The sequence below is a fragment of the Pseudodesulfovibrio indicus genome (assembly GCF_001563225.1).
Lineage (GTDB): Bacteria > Desulfobacterota > Desulfovibrionia > Desulfovibrionales > Desulfovibrionaceae > Pseudodesulfovibrio > Pseudodesulfovibrio indicus.
This window is the reverse complement of sequence record NZ_CP014206.1, coordinates 3,408,895-3,427,515: the sequence shown is the minus strand read 5'-3', so window position 1 is coordinate 3,427,515 and position 18,621 is coordinate 3,408,895. Positions and strand designations below refer to the sequence as shown.

14 protein-coding genes are annotated in these 18,621 nt (G+C 63.9%); 5 read left to right on the top strand and 9 right to left on the bottom strand.

The features are described 5' to 3' along the window. Positions 1–20: 20 nt before the first annotated feature. Positions 21–1,004: a 3-dehydroquinate synthase II family protein gene (locus tag AWY79_RS15665; RefSeq protein ID WP_066806006.1), complete on the bottom strand. Its 984-nt coding sequence runs from the start codon at positions 1,002–1,004 to the stop codon at positions 21–23. Between the two features lie 9 nt (positions 1,005–1,013). Continuing rightward, the gene (locus AWY79_RS15660; protein ID WP_066806005.1) at positions 1,014–1,811 is read right to left on the bottom strand and encodes a 2-amino-3,7-dideoxy-D-threo-hept-6-ulosonate synthase; all 798 of its coding nucleotides are present in this window, start codon (positions 1,809–1,811) and stop codon (positions 1,014–1,016) included. Between the two features lie 550 nt (positions 1,812–2,361). Here AWY79_RS15660 and AWY79_RS15655 point away from each other — a divergent pair. From AWY79_RS15655 to AWY79_RS15645, 3 genes are all read left to right on the top strand, one after another. Further along, positions 2,362–3,720, top strand: coding sequence for an ammonium transporter (locus AWY79_RS15655; protein WP_066806003.1), 1,359 nt, complete (start codon positions 2,362–2,364; stop codon positions 3,718–3,720). A 40-nt stretch (positions 3,721–3,760) separates the two neighbouring features. Next, on the top strand, positions 3,761–4,093 hold the full coding sequence (locus tag AWY79_RS15650) for a P-II family nitrogen regulator (protein ID WP_066806001.1): 333 nt from the start codon (positions 3,761–3,763) through the stop codon (positions 4,091–4,093). A gap of 136 nt (positions 4,094–4,229) precedes the next feature. Then, positions 4,230–5,462: an EAL domain-containing protein gene (locus tag AWY79_RS15645; RefSeq protein ID WP_233490939.1), complete on the top strand. Its 1,233-nt coding sequence runs from the start codon at positions 4,230–4,232 to the stop codon at positions 5,460–5,462. Between the two features lie 81 nt (positions 5,463–5,543). Here the strand turns inward: AWY79_RS15645 and AWY79_RS15640 are convergent, their stop codons facing one another. The 4 genes from AWY79_RS15640 to panC form a co-directional block, all read right to left on the bottom strand. After that, the gene (locus tag AWY79_RS15640; RefSeq protein ID WP_066805996.1) at positions 5,544–7,172 is read right to left on the bottom strand and encodes a glutamate synthase-related protein; all 1,629 of its coding nucleotides are present in this window, start codon (positions 7,170–7,172) and stop codon (positions 5,544–5,546) included. Positions 7,173–7,428: 256 nt separating this feature from the next. Beyond that, positions 7,429–8,598: a methionine adenosyltransferase gene (gene metK, locus AWY79_RS15635; RefSeq protein WP_066805993.1), complete on the bottom strand. Its 1,170-nt coding sequence runs from the start codon at positions 8,596–8,598 to the stop codon at positions 7,429–7,431. A gap of 34 nt (positions 8,599–8,632) precedes the next feature. Further along, positions 8,633–9,010, bottom strand: coding sequence for an aspartate 1-decarboxylase (gene panD / locus AWY79_RS15630; RefSeq protein WP_066805991.1), 378 nt, complete (start codon positions 9,008–9,010; stop codon positions 8,633–8,635). A gap of 5 nt (positions 9,011–9,015) precedes the next feature. Next, positions 9,016–9,864: a pantoate--beta-alanine ligase gene (panC, locus tag AWY79_RS15625; protein ID WP_066805990.1), complete on the bottom strand. Its 849-nt coding sequence runs from the start codon at positions 9,862–9,864 to the stop codon at positions 9,016–9,018. A gap of 203 nt (positions 9,865–10,067) precedes the next feature. Between panC and AWY79_RS15620 the strand changes: the two genes are divergently transcribed. Beyond that, on the top strand, positions 10,068–12,491 hold the full coding sequence (locus AWY79_RS15620) for a tetratricopeptide repeat-containing diguanylate cyclase (RefSeq protein WP_066805989.1): 2,424 nt from the start codon (positions 10,068–10,070) through the stop codon (positions 12,489–12,491). A 66-nt stretch (positions 12,492–12,557) separates the two neighbouring features. Here the strand turns inward: AWY79_RS15620 and AWY79_RS15615 are convergent, their stop codons facing one another. Beyond that, positions 12,558–14,369 carry a bacteriohemerythrin gene (locus AWY79_RS15615; protein ID WP_066805988.1) on the bottom strand — a complete coding sequence of 604 codons (1,812 nt, stop codon included), beginning with the start codon at positions 14,367–14,369 and terminating at the stop codon, positions 12,558–12,560. 166 nt (positions 14,370–14,535) lie between these two features. Beyond that, positions 14,536–15,030, bottom strand: a complete 495-nt coding sequence (locus AWY79_RS15610; RefSeq protein ID WP_066805987.1) for a cyclic nucleotide-binding domain-containing protein — start codon at positions 15,028–15,030, stop codon at positions 14,536–14,538. Between the two features lie 445 nt (positions 15,031–15,475). Between AWY79_RS15610 and AWY79_RS15605 the strand changes: the two genes are divergently transcribed. Next, positions 15,476–17,272: a methyl-accepting chemotaxis protein gene (locus AWY79_RS15605; protein WP_148651035.1), complete on the top strand. Its 1,797-nt coding sequence runs from the start codon at positions 15,476–15,478 to the stop codon at positions 17,270–17,272. A gap of 36 nt (positions 17,273–17,308) precedes the next feature. Here the strand turns inward: AWY79_RS15605 and AWY79_RS15600 are convergent, their stop codons facing one another. Next, complete coding sequence (locus tag AWY79_RS15600; RefSeq protein WP_066805985.1) at positions 17,309–18,562, bottom strand: M48 family metallopeptidase; 1,254 nt, start codon at positions 18,560–18,562, stop codon at positions 17,309–17,311. Positions 18,563–18,621 lie beyond the last annotated feature (59 nt).

Here is an 18,621-nt window from a genome sequence, read left to right as displayed (position 1 = left end):
TCTTGCTCCGATGGAGGGGGTTAGCCCTCCTTGATGTCCTCTTTGATGCGCATGCCGAAGTGGCGGCCCGCCTCGTCGGTCCTGACCAGGATCTTGTCGCCGACCTTCAGGGTGACCACGGACACAGGTTCGCCCTTGTCCGAGACCACGCGGATGGTTTCGGCGTTCTGGAGGAAGACCTGGCCGGTCTTGGTCCCGCCTGCGGTCTTCACCTCGGCGGTGATCAGCAGCATGGGCCGGACCTCCACCTTGACCCTGCCCACGGTGGCCAGGGAGGTGGCCCCGTCGGCCCCGACGATGAGCACGTCCGTGCCCGCCGCCAGCTCGTCCAGGTAGGTGGTCTTGTCGCCGGGCATCTGGGCATAGGCGTGAACCGCGCCCGCGTTGACCCGGAACGGCCGGGCCGCGACGTAGGGGTTGGATTCGGTCTCGGCGTGGACCAGGAAGGAGAAGGCGCTGGAATTGCCGATGAGCATGCCCTGGCCGCGCTTGAGTACGGAGATGGTGTCCACGCAGACGCGGTGGCCCAGCCCGGCGGGCTCGATGGCGGTGACGGTGGCGGTTTGCAGTTCCATGGTTCCCTGGGAGAGTTTGAGTTCGGCGACGATCTGCTTCAGGTCCGCGCCCCCTTCGGGCAGGACCACGACCGTATCGCAGCCGCGCTCCAGGATGCCCGCGGCCAGGACCGCGCGGTCCAGACTTTCGCATTCCAGGGCCAGGGTGTCCACCTGCGCCAGGATGTTTTCCACGGGGATGATCTCCCAGCCCTTTTTGAGGACCACGTCCTTGCCCGCCTTGATCGCCTTGACCGCGACTTCCTCGTCGGCCTTCTTGGTCAGCTCGACCACGGGCATGTCCTCGGGGGTGATGACCTTGACCCGGCCCAGCGCCCGGACGTCCGCGACCTTGTCCTTCTCGACCATCACCGCGTCCACGCCGGATTCCAGCGCCAGGGTGACCAGGACCTTGTCAAAGGGGACGGATTTGAAAATGACTTTCTTCATGGCTCTCTTCTATCCGTTGAGATGGTTCAGGGCGGCCTCGACGGTCTCGTCGTTGTGGACGATCATGTTCAGGGCCTCCACCAGTCGGGTGGGGTTCTCGTGCTGGAAGACGTTGCGTCCCACGGACAATCCGGCGCCTCCGGCCTCCAGGGAATCATGCACCATCTGAAGGAATGCCTCGGTGCTGTCAAGTTTCGGCCCCCCGGCGATGACCACGGGCACGCAGCAGGAGTCGGTGACGTGGGTGAAGGACTTGATGTCGCCGGTGTAGTTGACCTTGACCACGTCCGCGCCCAGCTCGGTGCCCACGCGGGCGCAGTGGGCCACGATCTCCGGGGCGTATTCGTTCTTCACCTTGGGACCGCGCGCGTAGACCATGGCCAGCAGCGGGATGCCCCAGTTGGCGGCCTCGGAGGAGACTTTGCCGAAATCGTTCAGCATGGACGCCTCGGTTTCGTCGCCGAGGTTGCAGTGGATGGACACGGCGTCCGCGCCCAACCGGATGGCGTCCTCCACGGAGGCGACCAGGGATTTGGCGTTGGGGAAGGGGGACAGGGAGGTGGAGGCGGACAGGTGGACGATGAGCCCGATGTCCTTGCCTTCGGCGCGGTGGCCGCAGCGGACCAGCCCCTTGTGCTCGATGACGGCGTTTGCCCCGCCGTCCACGACCCGGCCCACGGCCTCGCGCATGTCGACAAGTCCGTCAATGGGGCCGACGGTCACGCCGTGGTCCATGGGGACCACGATGGTCCGGCCGGTGTTTCGGTTGAAGATCCGCTCCAGCCTGATGGCTTTACCGATGTGCATGTTCTCTCTCCTTTGAAGGTTTTCCCCCAAGGAGCCGGGCCGAAGTCCGGCGGCCGTAAAAGGCAAGGGCCGCCGGCTTTCGCCCGCGGCCCTTGAAGAAGTTTTTTTCAGCTTGTGTGAACCACCACCTGGTTACACTGCACCTCTTCCAAGCCCGCGAGCGTGGTTATACCAATACCAAAAGTAAAAGTTGGAAAAGTATGCGGTGGAAACAGTGGTGGAGTTCATGGGGAATAGAGCTACACCGGGAGGGTGTTTATGTCAACAAAAAGATTCTATTATATTTCATATAGATAGGCAAAAACGGAGAAAAACCTGCGACCGGCGGTCACTTTTTGGCGTATTTGACAATTTTTTACATTTTGACAATTTTGAGGTAATTATTAGGCTGCAAAATTGTACTTTATCACAAAAATGAAAAAAAGCGCAATGTCTACATGGGCTGGAGGTGGCGGTTTTACGCCATTTGCAATGAAAACCGGGTTTGGCACGACTCTTGATAAGAGGAGGGCAGGTTAGAAACGCATTCCATTCAAAGAGGAGTATTGCAATGTTTTCGAGAAAGTCCCCGACCCATGTTTCCAAGAGGCTCGCCATAGGCGCGGCCGCTTTGGTAGCAGCCCTTGCCCCCACCTTTGCCTTTGCTCAGGATGTGGAGTACCTCACCCAGTCCAATGCGAACCTCCTTTGGACTCTGATCGCCGCCTGCCTGGTCATGATCATGCAGGCCGGATTCGCCTGCGTCGAGGCCGGTTTCACCCGCGCCAAATCCGCCGGCAACATCATGATGAAGAACTTCCTGGATTTCGCAGCGGGTTCCATCGTCTTCTTCCTGTTCGGCTTCGCCGTCATGTTCGGCCTGGACGCCGGCGGCTTCATCGGCACTTCCGGCTACGCGCTGTCCGGCGTGGCCGAGGGTGACATGATGTGGACCTACACCTTCTGGTTCTTCCAGTCCGTGTTCGCCGCCACCGCCGCCACCATCGTCTCCGGCGGCATGGCCGAGCGCACCAAGTTCGGCAGCTACGTCCTGGTCTCCATCGTTATTTCCGGTCTTATCTACCCCATCTCCGGCCACTGGGCCTGGGGTTCCCTGTGGCTGGGCGACGACGGCGCCGGTTGGCTGGAAGCCCTCGGCTTCTGTGACTTCGCCGGTTCCTCCGTCGTTCACTCCGTCGGCGGCTGGATCGCCCTGGCCGGCGCCCTGGTTCTCGGCCCGCGCCTCGGCAAGTACTCCGAGGACGGAAAGGCCAAGGCCATCCCGGGCCACAACATCCCGCTGGCCGGTCTGGGCGTCTTCATCCTGTGGTTCGGCTGGTTCGGCTTCAACCCCGGTTCCACCACCACCGCCGACGACACCATCGGCCTGATCGCCATGAACACCTCCCTGGCCGCCTGCGGCGGTACCCTCGCCGCCATGGTCTTCTCCTGGTTCCGCTTCGGCAAGCCGGACATCTCCATGACCATGAACGGCGCCTTGGCCGGCCTGGTCGGCATCACCGCGCCCTGCGCCACCGTCACCCCCGGCCCCTCCATCCTGATCGGTCTGGTCGCCGGCGTGCTGGTCGTCCTGTCCATCGAATTCATCGACAAGGTCCTGAAGATCGACGATCCGGTCGGTGCCGCCTCCGTCCACGGCGTCTGCGGTGCCTGGGGCACCATCGCCTGCGGCCTGTTCAACACCGACGGCGGCCTGTTCTTCGGCGGCGGCATGGGCCAGCTCGGCGTGCAGCTGATCGGCGTGGGCGTGTTCTTCGTCTGGGCCTTCGGCGCCGGTTTCATCCTGATGTCCATCATCAAGGGCGTCTTCGGCATCCGCGTCACCAAGGAAGAGGAGCTCAAGGGTCTGGATATCGCCGAGCACGGTTCCGAGTCCTACAACGGCTTCCAGCTCTTCAGCAACGAGTAGTCGAAGCGCAGCAACCAGAGATCATTAAGGAGAATATACAATGAAGCTCATCATAGCATACATCAGGCCCGAAAAGCTGAACGACGTGAAGCAGGCGCTTTACTCCAAGGAGATATACTCCCTGTCCGTGACCAACGTCCTCGGCTCCGGCCGCCAGAAGGGATTCACCGAGACCTACCGCGGCGTGCAGATGGAGGTGAACCTCCTGAAGAAAGTCCGCCTCGAGATCGGCGTGAACGACGACTTCGAAGCCAAAGCCATCGATGCCATCCTGTCTTCCGGCCAGACCGGCTCCGAAGGTGACGGCGTGATCTTCGTCACCGAGCTGAACAAGGCCCTGCGGATCAGGACCGGCGAGGACGGCATCCTCTAGACGGATTGCGACAAGCATATAAGCGCCGGGGCGGCGCGACCGCACCGCCCCGGCCTTATGTCGCAGGACTGGCAGGCACTGGGTTGAAAAGCAAAACGGCCATCGGGCAGTCCAAGGTATTTCCGTGTTGACCACAGTGCCAGACATACAAGAGATCATTGAAAACCGTTTTCTGGTCACGCACTTCCAGCCGCAGGTTTCCCTCAAGAGGAAGGCCGTGGTGGGGCTGGAGGCGCTGAGCAGAGGATTCGACCCCAAAAGCGGAGAAATCATACCTCCAACCCTGCTGTTCGCGCAGGCCCGGGACAAGGCATCCCGGCTCGCCCTGGACCGGGCCTGCCGAACAAACGCAGCGGAATCCTTCGCCGCCCTGCACAGAAAAGACAAGAGCCTGATGCTCTCCATGAACATCGACGCCTCCTGCATCAACGAGGAGACGCGCGGCTCCAATCACCTGCTCAACCTGGTCAACCGCTGCGGCATCAGCCCCAGCAACGTGATCATCGAGATCATCGAGTCCCGGTGCGAGGACACGGACGCGCTCATGTCCTTCGTCAACTTCTACCGGCAGAACGACTTCCTCATCGCCCTGGACGACGTGGGAGCGGGGTTCTCCAACCTCGACCGCATCCCGCTCATCAAGCCGGACGTCATCAAGCTGGACCGCGGGCTGATCAAGGGCGTGAACGAGCAATTCCACAAGCTGGAGGTGGTCCGCAGCTTCGTGCAGATGTCCAACCGCCTCGGCTGCCTGGTGCTGGCCGAGGGCGTGGAGACCGCCGAGGAGGCCATGTGCCTGCTCAGCAACGGCGTGGACGTCTTCCAGGGGTTCTATTTCGCCCGGCCCGCGCCGGGGCTGGACGCGGTCCCGGGCATGGCCACCAAGGTGGACGCCCTGGCCGAACGGCACCGCGAGAACCGCACCCAGCAGATCGCGGACGACAAGCGGCTCTATTCCAGCTACGACCTGACCGTGCTGACCATGTGCCAGGGTCTGGCCGAGACTCAGGCCAAGGATATGGGCCAGGCCCTGTCCGCCTTCGTGGAAAGCTACGAAGGCGTGGAGTGCCTCTACGTCCTGGACATGCGCGGCACCCAGATTTCCGACACGGTCTGCGATCCCGGTCGGCTCAAGACCAGCAAGCGGTTTCTGTACGAACCCGCGACCATCGGGGCGGACCACTCGCTCAAGGAATATTTCCTGCCCATCCAGGCGGGGCTGGAGAAGTTCACCACCCGCCCGTACATCTCGCTGGCCTCGGGCAACCTGTGCATCACCATCTCGCACGTCTTCTACCACAAGAGCAGCGGCAGGCACCGCATCCTGTGCGTGGACATGTCGCGCGAGATCGACGGGGGATGCCTCTAGCGGTTCCGGATTCGGGCCTTGCGCACAAAAAAGGGAGGACCAAGCGGTCCTCCCTCTGTTTTTTCGGGGCCGAAGGCGGCCTTAGCTGTCGAGAATCCGTTTGGCGGTCTCGTCCATGATGTCGGTGATGAACCGGATGCCGGTCTCCCGCTCGGTCTCGCGGTTGCCCGAGGCGATGTCCTCGCGGGCCACGTCCCGGAGCCGGAACTTGCGCGCGCCGCACATGAGCTGCTGCAACCCCGCGGACAGCTTGTCCACCAGGCTCCAGATGCCCACCGCGCCCAAGGGGATGTGCTTCATCTCCGCCGCGCCCACGTGCTTGGCCACGTCCTGGTAGCAGGCGAATATCTCCTCCGGGACCTGACCGTACCGGGTCACGGCGGCCGGGAGCTTGTCCCAATTGCCGCTGACGGTCGCGCGCCGCTCGGGGAAGAGGGCGCCCTCGATGTTCGCGCCCAGGAAGCCGGGGATCATCATGGCGCGGCCCATGCAGATCATCTTGGCGAAGGGAGCGCCCAGGGCCAGGGCCTTGAAGATGTTGCTGCCCTTGGCGAAGCCGCCCGCGAAGGACATGTCCACCACGCGCTTGCCGCGCGCGGCCAGCCGTGAGGCGTATTCGTGCGCCTTGGCGTGAAGCAGGATGGAGGGCACGCCCCAGCTTTCCATCATGTTCCAGGGGCTCATGCCGGTGCCGCCGCCCGAGCCGTCCATGGTCAGCAGGTCGAGTTCCGCCTCGGAGGCGAACTTGATGGCCATGGCCAGGGCCTCCATGCCGTAGGAGCCGGTCTTCAGGGAGATGCGCTTGAAGCCCAGCTCGCGCAGGTACTTGACCGAGTTCATGAATTCGTCGCGGACCTGATCGTAGGTGGACAGGTTGGTGTAGCCGAGGCGGCTGTGCCGGGCGAAATGCTTGACCGACCCCTTGGCGTATCCCTCCTTGACCTCTTCCCGGTCCGGGTCGGGGTCCACGAGGTAGCCGCGCTTCTTCAGGAACTGGGCGTACTCGATGCTGGAGACCTCGATCTCGCCGCCGATGTTCTTGGCGCCCTGTCCCCACTTGAGCTCGATGATGACCTTGTCGCCGTATTTCTCGGCCACGTATTCGGCCACGCCGTTGCGGGTGTCCTCGACGTTGAGCTGGACGATGATCGCGCCGAAGCCGTCGTAGTAGCGCATATAGGTCTCGATGCGCCGCTCCAGTTCGGGGGCCTTGCAGACGCGGCCGTTTTTGAATTCGGCCTCGCGGTCCACGCCGACCACGTTTTCGCCGACCACGATGGGCGCGCCCACCAGGGCGCAGCCCACGGCGAAGGAGTCCCAGTATTTGGCGGCGATGAAGGTGGAGCCGAGCGCGCCGGTCATGAACGGAACCTTGCACTTGGTGATTTCGCGCGCGCCGAAGGAGGTTTCCAGGCTGACGTCGGTGAACAGGAGGTCCGCGTTGGTGTCGGCGGCTCCCATGGCTCCGTAGTTCAGCCCCTGGATGCGCAGGGAGTTGTAGGAAACGCCCACATGGCAGGTGTTGCCGCTGCCCGCTGTGACCAGGCCGAAGTCGCGGGGGTAGAGGATTTCACGGCCGCGCAGGGAGGAGAGCCAGGTCTCGCACTTGCCCTGACAGTCCGCCCGGCACAGGGTGCACAGGCCCGATTCGATGGCGTTCCCCCGGTTGACGCTGCCGATTACGTCGTTGCTTTTAGCGTATGTGTTCATGCGATCTCCAGAAAAGGTGAAGGTAGGTTGAAATTGAGGATGTATGCAGCAAAGGTGGAACCCGTAGCAGGAAAGGGTTGGAAAGTCACCAAAGAATGCCATTTTTGATAACAATCATGCTACAAAAACGTAATTACGGGATGGGCGGGACGAACCGGAGAGGGGCCGGGGATTGCCGCGCTGTGCGGCCGGAGGGTAAGAAAAAAGGGGCGGAAGCAGCCGCTTCCACCCCTTGTCGAGACTGTTGCTGTCGCGTCTAGATCTTGCAGGCGGTGCGCAGGTCTTCCACGGCGTCGGTCTGCTCCCAGGTGAACTCGGGCAGCTCGCGGCCGAAGTGACCGTAGTTGGTGGTCTTCTGGAAGATGGGGCGGCGCAGCTTGAGGCGCTCCTGGATGAAGTAGGGGCGCATGTCGAAGACTTCGGTGACGGCCTTGGTCAGCTGCTCGTCGGACACCTGGCCGGTGCCGCGCGAGCTGACGACCACGGAGACCGGCTCGGCCACGCCGATGGCGTAGGCGATCTGGACTTCGCAGATGTCGGCCAGGCCTGCGGCGACCACGTTCTTGGCCACATAGCGGGCCATGTACGCGCCGGAGCGGTCCACCTTGGACGGGTCCTTGCCGGAGAACGCGCCGCCGCCGTGGGCGCCCGCGCCGCCATAGGTGTCGTTGATGATCTTGCGGCCGGTCAGGCCGCAGTCGCCGACCGGGCCGCCGATGACGAAGCGCCCGGTGGGGTTGATGTAGGTCTTCAGGCTCTCGTCGATCAGGTCCTCGGGCAGGGTGTGCATGATGACTTCCTTGAGGATCGCCTCCTTCAGGTCGGAGTAGGCGATGTTCTCGTCATGCTGGGACGAGACGACCACGTTGTCGATGCGCACGGGCTTGCCGTTGTCGAACTGCACGCAGACCTGGGTCTTGCCGTCGGGGCGCAGGAAATCGAGGATGCCTTCCTTGCGCACGTAGGTCAGGCGGCGGGACAGCTTGTGGGCGTAGTAGATGGGGGTGGGCATCAGGGTCGGGGTCTCGTTGGTGGCGAAACCGAACATCATGCCCTGGTCGCCCGCGCCCTGGTCCTCGGGCTTCACGCGGTCAACGCCCTGGGCGATGTCCGGGGACTGCTTGTCGATGGACGAGATGACCGCGCAGGTCTGCCAGTCGAAGCCCATGGTGTCGGAGCTGTTGTACCCGATGTCCTTGATGGTGGCGCGGACGATTTCCGGGAAATCGGCGAACGCGGTGGTGGAAATCTCGCCGGCGATGAAGGCCATGCCGGTGGTGACCAGGGTTTCGCAGGCCACCCGGGCATTCTCGTCCTGGCCGATGATGGCGTCGAGAATGGCGTCGGAAATCTGGTCGGCCACCTTGTCGGGGTGGCCTTCGGTCACGGACTCGGAAGTGAAAAGGTATTTGCCTTCAATCTGCATCGGACCCTCCTTCAGGGATGCTTCAAAATGTCGTCTAGAAATCAGAGATCAGGTCGCACTCAATGATTTCGTCGACGGAGTTGTTGCTGTCGGCGACCACGACTCGCGGTTTGCGGGTCTTGGCCTCGTTCTCGTCAAGCCACATGTAGGCGGCGATGATCACGCGCTGTCCCACCGATCCCTTGTGCGCGGCGGCGCCGTTGAGGCATATCTCGCCGGGGCCGCCGGGGATGGCGTAAGTGGTCAGCCGTTCTCCGTTGTCAAGGTTGTAGACATCCACCTGCTCGTAGGGGAGCAGTCCCACCGTCTTCATCAGCTTGGTGTCGATGGATATGCTGCCCCGGTATTCCAGGTTCGCGCAGGTGATGGTCGCGCCGTGAATCTTGGCGCTCAAAAAACATCTTTGGGCCACTAGGGTTACACCTCTATCAATATATTGTCTATGAGCCGGGCCTTTCCCATGCGCACGGCCACGGCCGCCAGGGCCGGTCCGTCGATGGCGTCGAGCGGCTCAATCTCGTCGGGGTGGACTATCTCGATGTAGTCCGGTTCGCCCATGGGCAGCTCGGCCGCATACTCGGCGGCCAGGAACCGCTTCAGCGCCGCGCAGTCGCGTTCTCCGGCCCGGGCCTTTTCGGCCAGCTTGACCAGTCCCCGGCGGATGGCCGGGGCCGCCGCGCGCTCCTCCTCCGAGAGATAGGCGTTGCGGGAGCTGAGCGCCAGGCCGTCGGACTCGCGGACGATGGGGTGGCCGATGAGCTTCACCGGGATGTTCAGGTCGCGGACCATGCGCCGGAGGATGGCCAGCTGCTGCCAGTCCTTCTCTCCGAACACGGCCACGTCCGCCTGGCTGAGCATGAACAGTTTGGTGACCACCGTGCACACGCCCCGGAAGTGGATGGGCCGGGTGGCCCCGCACAGATGGACGCCGAGCCTCGGCGCTTCCACCCAGGTGGCGTGGTTGTCCGCGTACATGGTCCCCGGCTCCGGGGCGAAGAGCAGGTCCGCGCCGTGGCTTTCGGCCGTGGCGGCGTCGCCCTCGGGGTTGCGCGGATAGGTGGACAGATCTTCGTTCTCCCCGAACTGGGTCGGGTTGACGAAGAGGGTGACCACGAGGCGGTCGCATTCCGGACGGGCGCGGTCCATGAGCGCGGCGTGGCCGGCGTGAAGATAGCCCATGGTCGGGACAAGGCCGATGGTAAGGCCCTGCCGCCGCCAGGCCAGGCATTGGCGTTGCAGTTCTGCTGGTTCGGTGATGATTTTCATTGTTCGCCTCGAAAGCTAGGTTGAACACCTGACAGATTTGACCAGTGGAGTCAAACAAAATGTTTATATCTGGATGTATTGATATAGTGCGCCCGGCGCGGTGCGGCGGGCGACCGCCGGGGAGAGGAAAACCGGTGTTGTCCCGGCCCATTACTCAAACTTTTATTTGAGAAAAAACAATGCCCGTTGTACCGTGCCGCATTATGAGGACAAACAAGGACATCTTCTCGGACGGGGCCGCTTCGCTCACTCCCCAGGAGCTGATCGATTTCGAGCACACCATCAAGGACTGCATGGCGGAGTTCGTTCCCTTCACCTCCTACAGCCTGTTCTTTCCCAGGGAGAAGACGGCGGTGATCCCGGAGCCGGAGTTCCGGCCCGAGGACAACGAGCTGATCCTGCCGCTGGTCTTCAAGGGCGAGATGATGTGCTACTTCATCGCCAAGGGCGTGCGGCTCAAGGCCCCGTCCACCGCGCCGAAGTATCTCATGGCCCTGGCCGGTTCCGTGCTCGAGAAGCTGGCCCTGTACAAGAAGGCGGTCACCGATCCCCTGACCGGCCTGTATTCGCGCAATTTCTTCTTCGACGAGCTGGAGCAGGCCATCGACCAGGTCCAGGGCTGCCTGGCTGCGGGCAACTGCCGCCCCGGCGGCGACGGCCGCGAGCCGGAGGTCAGCTTTTCCGGCACCTTCGGGGTCATCTTCCTCGACCTCGATACCTTCCAGCCCATCAACGAGCGGTACGGGTATCTCAAGGGCGACGACATCCTGAGCGAGGTCGGTCGGCTGCTCTCCCTGGTCTGCCCCAAGTACACCACGGTCTCCCGCTTCGCCAACGACAAGTTCGCCATCCTCGTGCCCGACGCCAAGCCGCGCGCCTGTTTCCAGCTGTCCGAGGTCATCCGGTCCGGGCTGAGCAAGCTCTCCTACACCGACGACATCACCAACGACACCATCACCGTCACCGGCAGCCTCGGCTACGTCTGCTATCCGCAGGGGCTGGAGGGCGCGCAGTTCCGCCGCACCCCGTCCGAACAGGCGCGGATGCTCGTGCGCAAGGCGCGCAAGGGCGTGGCCGTGGCCAAGGACCAGGGGCGCAACCGGGTGTTCGGCTACGCCGACATCCTGTCCAAGGGCGGCCGGGTGCTCGAGACCCTGCCCATGAACCGCATGGTCGTGTCCCTGGGCGAGGCGTCCGGGGCCAAGGTGGGCCAGCGGTTCCTGGTCCGTTCGCCCAAGTCCGGCGGCATGGCCTCCGCGACCCTGACCGAGGACGAGCGCATCTCCGGCCGCTATCCGGCCATGTACAAGGGAGAGGTGGTCCTGGTCGAGGTCCAGGACGATATCGCCTTTGCCGAGGCCCTGCACCTGGGCGACGCGGCCTGGTCCGTGGAGCCGGGCGACCGCCTCAACCTCATCGAGGGCGACGAGAGCCTGTTCTCCGAGGCGCAGGAAATAAAGGACGATTCCATGCCCAGCCACGACGGCGCGACCCAGCTTCTCCGCTACGGCGAATTCGTTACCTGGTTCTCCAAGGCCCGGCTCAAGCCGGAATCCTTCGGCCTCTCCCTGGTCCGCATCCTGGACCAGCCCGACGAGAGCGACCGCTACCAGGACGGCATGGACCACATGGCCCGCGACGTGGCCCGGCTGGCGCGCGGCGTGTTCGGCGAAAACGCCACCGGCGGCCGGTTCGGCCTCAACGGCATGATCATCTTTTCCGAAGGCGTGGACCGCCAGACCCTCATGGACCGTTCCCTGGAACTGGAGCGCATGGCCTCCGAGACCCTGGACATCAAGATTTCCGTCGGCTCCTCGCGCTACCCCTTCCTCAATTTCGACCGCGCCGACATGCTCGACAACTGCCGCAAGGCGCTGGAGCACGCCATGCTCCTGCCCGAGCCGCGCGTGGCCGTGTTCGACTCCATCTCCCTGAACCTGTCCGCCGACCGCCGGTTCATGGACGGCGACATCTACGGGGCCATCGAGGAGTTCAAGCTCGCCCTGCTCGACGACGACAACAACCTCCTGGCCCGCAACTCGCTCGGCATCTGCTACGCTCAGCTCGGCCGTTTCCAGGAGGCGCGCCACGAGTTCGAGCGGGTGGTGGAGCTGGACAGGAAGGACGTCCTCGCCCTCTACAACCTGGGCTGGGCCAACCACCGGCTGGGCGACCTCAAGGCCGCCGAGAAGTCCTACCGCCAATGCCTCAAGGCCGAGCCCGGCCACGTCTATTCCCTCATGCGCCTCGGCTCCATCGAGGAGAAGGCCAACCACCTGAAGAAAGCGGCGAATCTCTACAAGAAGGCCGCCGATCAGCCCGGCGGCGAACGCATGGTCCTGCGCCCCCTGGCGCGCGTGGCCTACCGCCGGGGCGACATCGAGGCGACCCGCGAATACCTGCACCTGGCCCTCAACGCCGACCACAACGACCACCAGGCCATGCACATGCTCGCCAAGCTCTATCTCGACCAGGGCGAAGACCCGCAGATCGCCGAGGTCCTGGCCCGCCAGTCCTCGGCCCTGTCTCCGGGCGTGGACGCCTACTGGGATACCCTCGTCGAGGCCCTCGAAGCCCAGGGCAAGGGTGAGGAAGCCGCCAAGGTCGCGGCCCGCGCGGCGGGCTAGGCCGGGGCCCCTGATGCTCCTATGATGAAGCCCCCGGTGACGGGGGCTTTTTCGTGTCGTCGCCGGTCAGTGGACGCCTGCGCCGTGCATGTGCTTGACGTAGGCCTTGTCGACCTTCTTGATGTGGTTCTGCAACCAGTCCCGGAGGAAGGTCATCAGCTCCCGGGTGATGGTCGCCTCGCCGCTTTTGAACTTCTGTTCGAACTCCAGGACCGTGTTCACCAGGTCCCGGTGGATTTCCTCGTGTCCTTCGGCCCCCTTGTAGCCGGTTTTGCGGAAAAGCTCCTCCTCGGTGCCGAAGTGGTTCACGGTGTAATCCTTGAGTTGCTCCAGCAGCTCGCCGAGAGAGTCGTGGCCGCGTCCCTCCTGCATGGCGTGGTACAGGGAGTTGACCAGGTCCACCAGGGTATGGTGCTGGTTGTCTATCTCCTCGATGCCGAGGATGAAGGACTGGTCCCAGGCCACCAGGTCCTTGTGCTGTGCGCCCGAGGTGCCTGCGGGTCTGGCCGGGGGCGGCCCGGAGGAAGCGGGTCGGGAAGGAGCGGGTTTGGCGGGCAGGGGTTTGGCCGGAGGCCGGACCACCTTGGGCGCGGGTCGGGCAGGGGCGGGGCGGGGAGCGGGCTGGTGGAACGGTTCGGCTTCGGCCCGCACCCGGGTGGTGCGGAAATAGCCGATGGCCCGCTGCAATTCCACGGCCTGGGCCGAAAGCTCCTCGGCGGTGGAGGCCAACTCCTCCGAGGCCGCCGCGTTTTGCTGGACCACGGTGTCCATCTGGCTGATGGCGTGGGAGATGAGGTCGGTGCCGCTGCGCTGTTCGTCGCTGGAGGCCGAGATTTCCTGAAGCTGGTCGGAGGTCGCCGTGATGTCCGGGACCATCCGTTCGAGGATTTCCCCGGCGCTGGTGGCGATGGCCTGGCTGTCCGCGGAGACTTCGCCGATCTCGGCGGCGGCCTGGCCCGATTTTTCGGCCAGCTTGCGCACCTCGGCAGCGACCACGGCGAATCCCTTGCCGTGCTTCCCGGCCCGGGCCGCTTCGATGGCCGCGTTCAGGGCCAGCAGGTTCGTCTGTCGGGCGATCTCCTCGATGATGGTGATCTTGTTGGCGATGACGTGCATGGCCTCGACCATGCGGGCTACGGACCGGCCGCCCTCGGAGGCTTCGGCGGCCGCCTTTGCGGCCACGTCCGAGGTCCGCTTGGCGTTGTCGGCCGTATGCACGATGTTGGCGGTCATCTGTTCCATGGAGGCCATGGTCTCCTCGACGCTGGCCGCCTGCTCCACGGCGCCCTGGCTCATGGTCTCTGCCGAGGTGGACAGCTCGAGGCTGCCCGCGGCCACGCCTGCGGCCGAGGTCTGGATATCGCCCACCAGGGTGCGCAGCCGGTCGGCCATGGTGTTGAGGACCGAGCCGAGCTCCTCGAACTCGTCGTTCACGGCGTGCTTGTAGATTTTGCAGTCCCGGCAATCCAATCCCTGGACGGCCTTGGGACATTGTGGATCGGCGTTGAAGGATCCGGCCTCGACCCAGCAGTGGGAGTCCTTGCCGTAGGAGCGGCAATCGGGGTTGTTGCAGCCGACCTTGTCACCGCAGTCCACGGCCTTGCCCATGGGGATATGCTCCACGTCGAGGTTGCCCAGGTTGAGCTGTTTGAGGACTTCGGCCACGCGCATGACCGCCGCGGTGATGGCATTTCCCAGCCCGAGCCCGGCCAGAATCGCCGCGGCCAGCCAGCCGACGCCCAGGCACCAGCCCCAGATCCGCAACTCGGCCTCCTGGCCGGGTGCGGCCGTCTTCCAGTAGATGACGGAGATGAAGCTCGCGGCACAGGCGGAAGCGATGATGCCTCCCAAAGTCGTCACTTTGTATTTGACGCGCATCGGATTCCCTCCCCCTCCGGATTGAGCGGATGCTTCCGGAGAATACCGGGAAGCATAGCCCCTGTGGCTCCCTGAGGTAATTATTATTCGGGACGGCCACGGTTCCTGTCGGACGGCGAGACCGGTGAGGGCCCGCCGTTGGAGGGGAGGGGAAAGACGGATCCGGCTACTTCCCCCGCAACTTGCAGAGTTCGTCTTCAAGACGGATGATGGCGCAGTTGGCTTCTCGCAGGCGCACGGCCAGGACTTCGGCGAAGATCCGGTACATGACGGCCTGGGTGAAGATCTTGCTGGTGTCGCCCAGCTTGCCGATGGCCTTCTTGTCCAGGCTGATGACCAGGGACGTCCGCTCGGCGCTGATGGTGGCCGAGCGCGGGCTGTCGTCGATGATGCCCATTTCCCCGAACACGTCGCCGAGCCGTTGCAGGGTTCCCACCTGCACGTCGCCCGCCTGGATGGCGAGCTTGCCGAAGATGAGAAAGAAGACCTGTTCGTCGTATTCCCCTTCGCTGATGATTGTTTCTCCGGCCTCGTAGCGCCGGATGGATGCGGCGCGCATGGCCTCGCGGATATGGCTTTCGGGCAGGCTGTCGAAGACGGGCACGTTCCGGAGCCGCTGCATGAGGTCGTCGTTTTCCGGATCGAAGGGCACTTCTCGCATGGTGTCGCTCGCTGTTGGAGTTGGGGACCTTGCCCCACATTGCCATAGGGTTCGGGAAAAAGGAACGGTTTGCGGAATGTCCGCCGGGAGCCGATTTCGGCCCGGCCCGGTGCTCGAACAGGAAAACCCCACTGGTGCCGGGGCGATCTCAGGCGGTTCGGAGTTCGCGTATTGCCTGAGTGTTTTTTGTGGCGGTTATTCTATAACATGCTGTCATGTTAGACAATATAATGGACAGAGAATTTTGAGGGAAGCACAGTTTCGACTACTCATCGGTATGTTTGAATGATCAATCAATACTCACCTAATCATAGGTTTTGAGGAGTCTCGCATGTTGAATTGGATCACGAAAAGCCTCTCAAGAGCCATCTTGTTGCCGTGCACGCTGACCATCGCCCTCGGAGTCGGCGCACTCGTATATTACGTCAATAACTCTTCCTACAGCATGACGCTGGAGAGCGAGACGGCATCGGCATCGGCCCAGGCGGAGGGGATCACGGACGCCCTGCACCTGTTCATCGAGGACAACCTCGTCTCCACCCTGGCCTTGAGCAGCCGGTCGGAGATAGTGAACGCGCTTCAAAACGGCGATGCCGGTCCGGCTCACGACTTCATCCTCGACTATGCCGGGAAGAATGCAACCCTTCAGGGCGGCGGCGTGTTCGACCTGAGCGGAAAGATCATTGCCGGCGGCAGCGCGGACGGCAAGTCCATGATCGGCGCGGATTTGTCCTCGCGAAAGTACGTCCGGGGCGTCCTCAGCGGGGAGTACGACAGCTACGTGTCCCAGTCGGTCTTCAAGGTGAAGGGCGGAGAGGATTTGGTGTTCGCCATTTGCGTCCCGGTTCACGGGCCGGATGGGGCGCTGCTCGGCGGCTTGGCGGTCTTTTGCGACTGGAACCGGTTCTGCGGCAACTTTATCGATTCGCTGGTGCTCGGCAAGGAGGGGTACGGCTTCATCATCGATGGCGCGGGCCGGATCGGCTATCACCCCAAGGACAAGTCCCTGATCCTGTCGGACGTGAGCAACAGCCCCTACTACAGGGATGTCACCGCGACGAAGCAGGGAATCACGCATGTGGAAGAGGGCGGAAACGACAGGATCATGATCTTCGAAAGGGAGGATCTGACCGGCTGGATCGTGGTCGTGACCGCCTACACCAGCGACCTGGCCGCCGGGGCCATCCACCAGGCCTACGTGCTCTCCGGCATCGGAGCGGCCATCCTTGTCCTGGTCATCGGCATCGTGGTCGTTTTTCTCCGTCGCCTGGTGGTCAATCCGGTGGGCGAGGGCATGGGGCTGGCCGAGGGCATGGCCCGGGGCGATCTGCTCAGGGACATCTCCAGCGAGGCGCCCAATGAACTGGGCCGGATGATGCGCTCCCTCGGGAGCATGGTAGTGTCCCTGCGGAAAGTGGTGCACGAGGTCATGAACGGTGCGACCAACGTGTCCACGGGCAGCACGGAGATCGCCTCCTCCGCCGCGCAGTTGAGCGAGAGCGCGACCGAGCAGGCCTCGGCCGTGGCCGAGATCACCGCGTCCATGGAACTGATGGCCGGGCGCATCCGCGAGAACATGGAAAAGGCGCAGGAGACCGGCAGGATCGCGGTCAAGACGGCCAAGGATGCGGAGCAGGGCGGCGAGGCCGTCCAAAAGACCCTGCAGGCCATGCGCGACATTGCCGAGCGCACGGGCATCATCGAGGAAATCGCCCGCCAGACCAACCTGCTGGCCCTGAACGCGGCCATCGAGGCGGCGCGCGCGGGCGAGCACGGCAAGGGGTTCGCCGTGGTGGCCGCCGAGGTCCGCAAGCTGGCCGAGCGGTCGGGAATCGCGGCCTCGGAGATCAGCGACCTGACCGGCAGCAGCCTGGAGGTGGCCGAACTGGCCGGGAACATGCTCACCCGGGTGGTCGAAGACATCCGGGTCAACGAGAGGCTGGCCCTGGAGGTCGCCGAGGCGAACAAGGAGCAGTACGCCTCTGCCGAGGAGGTTTCCTCGGCCGTACAGCAACTGGAAGTCGTCACCCAGCGCAGCGCCTCCTTTTCCGAGGAGCTGGCCGCCACGTCCCAGGAGATGTCGGCCCAGGCCACTCAGCTCCAGCGGGCGGTGAGCTTCTTTCGGGTGGCCGAGCGATCGGAAAGCGGGAAGGCCCGGCCCTCGGCCCGGGGTGTGTCGGACTCTCCGCAGGTCGGGGGGCGTCTGCCGAGAGGCTCGGCAGAAGAGTTCGAACGGTTCTAGTCCATGGAACGGGGCGCGTCCCGAGGGGCGCGCCTTTTATTGTGCCGTCGTCCGCCCGGGATCGGCGGACAGGGCGCGCACCCGGTCCAGCACCGGCGGATGGCCGTATTCGAGCCAGACCGTGAGCGGGTGGGGCGTGAGGTTGGACAGGTTGGAGGCCGAGAGCTTCTTGAGGGCGGAGATCATGTCCCCGGCCCGGCCGGTGGTCCGGGCGGCGAAGGCGTCGGCCTGGAATTCGTGCTTGCGCGAGACATGGTTGGCCGCGACCGACAAGACCAGGGAGAGCGGCGTGTAGAGCAGGACGAAGAAGACCAGCCCCGCGTAGATGGAATGGTGCTCCATGCCGAAGGCGGCGAACAGGGGGGCGGAATCCAGGAACAGGGACATGAGCCAGAAGATGGCCCCGGCCTTGAGGATGCCCGTGACCAGCCGCTTGCGGATGTGGCCGAGCCTGGCGTGGCCGACCTCGTGGGCCAGCACGGCGGTGATCTCGTCCGGGGTCATGTCGCGGATGAGCGTGTCGAACAGGGCGATGCGCCGCCGCCTGCCGAACCCGGTGAAGAAGGCGTTGCCCTTGGTGGACCGTTTGGAACCGTCCATGACGAAGATGCCGGACAGCTCGAACCCTTCGCGGGCCGCGTACCGTTCCAGCTTGTCGCGCAGCTCGCCCGGCTCCAGCGGGGTGAATTTGTTGAACAGGGGCAGTATCCAGGTGGGGGCCACGTAGGTCAGGGCCAGGGACACGACCACGGAGAACCCCCAGCACAGGAGCCAGGCGTAGGGTCCGGCCTCGCGCAGGAAGAGCAGGATGGCGGCCACCAGCACGGTGCCGATGAGCGCGGTCAGTCCCATGCCCTTGACCCGGTCCAGGACAAAGGTGGCGGGGGTGGTGGTGTTGAAGCCGAACCGCTTTTCCAGGACAAAGGTGTGGTAGGCCTCGAAGGGCAGGGAGAGGGTGCCGGAGATCAGGCCGAGCGCGCCGATGTAGAGCAGCCCGGTGGCCAGCGGACCGAATCCGGCGCCGCGCACGATGTTGTCCAGGAGGTTGAACCCCCCGGCCAGCACCACGGTGATGGTCACCACGGTGTTGAAGGTGTCGGCCACGGAGGAAAAAATCATTGATTCCCTGGTGTATGCCTGCGATTTTGCGTAGGTCTCCGCGTCGAAGGAGTCGGCCAGCTCCGCGGGCGGTTCGGGCCGCATGGCGCGTGCGTTGAGCAGGTCGGACAGGACGCCGAGCAGCCAGGCCGCGAGCAGGGAACCGATGATGACGGCGAGATAGACGTTCAAGGGGCTCTCCGGGATGAGGTGAGACGGGACCGCAATGGTCGGCTACGCTATACGGTATC

What these genes read in the sequence shown, in the direction of transcription:
- AWY79_RS15665 (WP_066806006.1), bottom strand. Translation starts at nt 1,004, where the DNA reads ATGAAGAAAGTCATTTTCAAATCCGTCCCCTTTGACAAGGTCCTGGTC.
- AWY79_RS15660 (WP_066806005.1), bottom strand. Translation starts at nt 1,811, where the DNA reads ATGCACATCGGTAAAGCCATCAGGCTGGAGCGGATCTTCAACCGAAAC.
- AWY79_RS15655 (WP_066806003.1), top strand. Translation starts at nt 2,362, where the DNA reads ATGTTTTCGAGAAAGTCCCCGACCCATGTTTCCAAGAGGCTCGCCATA.
- AWY79_RS15650 (WP_066806001.1), top strand. Translation starts at nt 3,761, where the DNA reads ATGAAGCTCATCATAGCATACATCAGGCCCGAAAAGCTGAACGACGTG.
- AWY79_RS15640 (WP_066805996.1), bottom strand. Translation starts at nt 7,172, where the DNA reads ATGAACACATACGCTAAAAGCAACGACGTAATCGGCAGCGTCAACCGG.
- metK (WP_066805993.1), bottom strand. Translation starts at nt 8,598, where the DNA reads ATGCAGATTGAAGGCAAATACCTTTTCACTTCCGAGTCCGTGACCGAA.
- panC (WP_066805990.1), bottom strand. Translation starts at nt 9,864, where the DNA reads ATGAAAATCATCACCGAACCAGCAGAACTGCAACGCCAATGCCTGGCC.
- AWY79_RS15620 (WP_066805989.1), top strand. Translation starts at nt 10,068, where the DNA reads ATGAGGACAAACAAGGACATCTTCTCGGACGGGGCCGCTTCGCTCACT.
- AWY79_RS15615 (WP_066805988.1), bottom strand. Translation starts at nt 14,369, where the DNA reads ATGCGCGTCAAATACAAAGTGACGACTTTGGGAGGCATCATCGCTTCC.
- AWY79_RS15610 (WP_066805987.1), bottom strand. Translation starts at nt 15,030, where the DNA reads ATGCGAGAAGTGCCCTTCGATCCGGAAAACGACGACCTCATGCAGCGG.
- AWY79_RS15605 (WP_148651035.1), top strand. Translation starts at nt 15,476, where the DNA reads ATGACGCTGGAGAGCGAGACGGCATCGGCATCGGCCCAGGCGGAGGGG.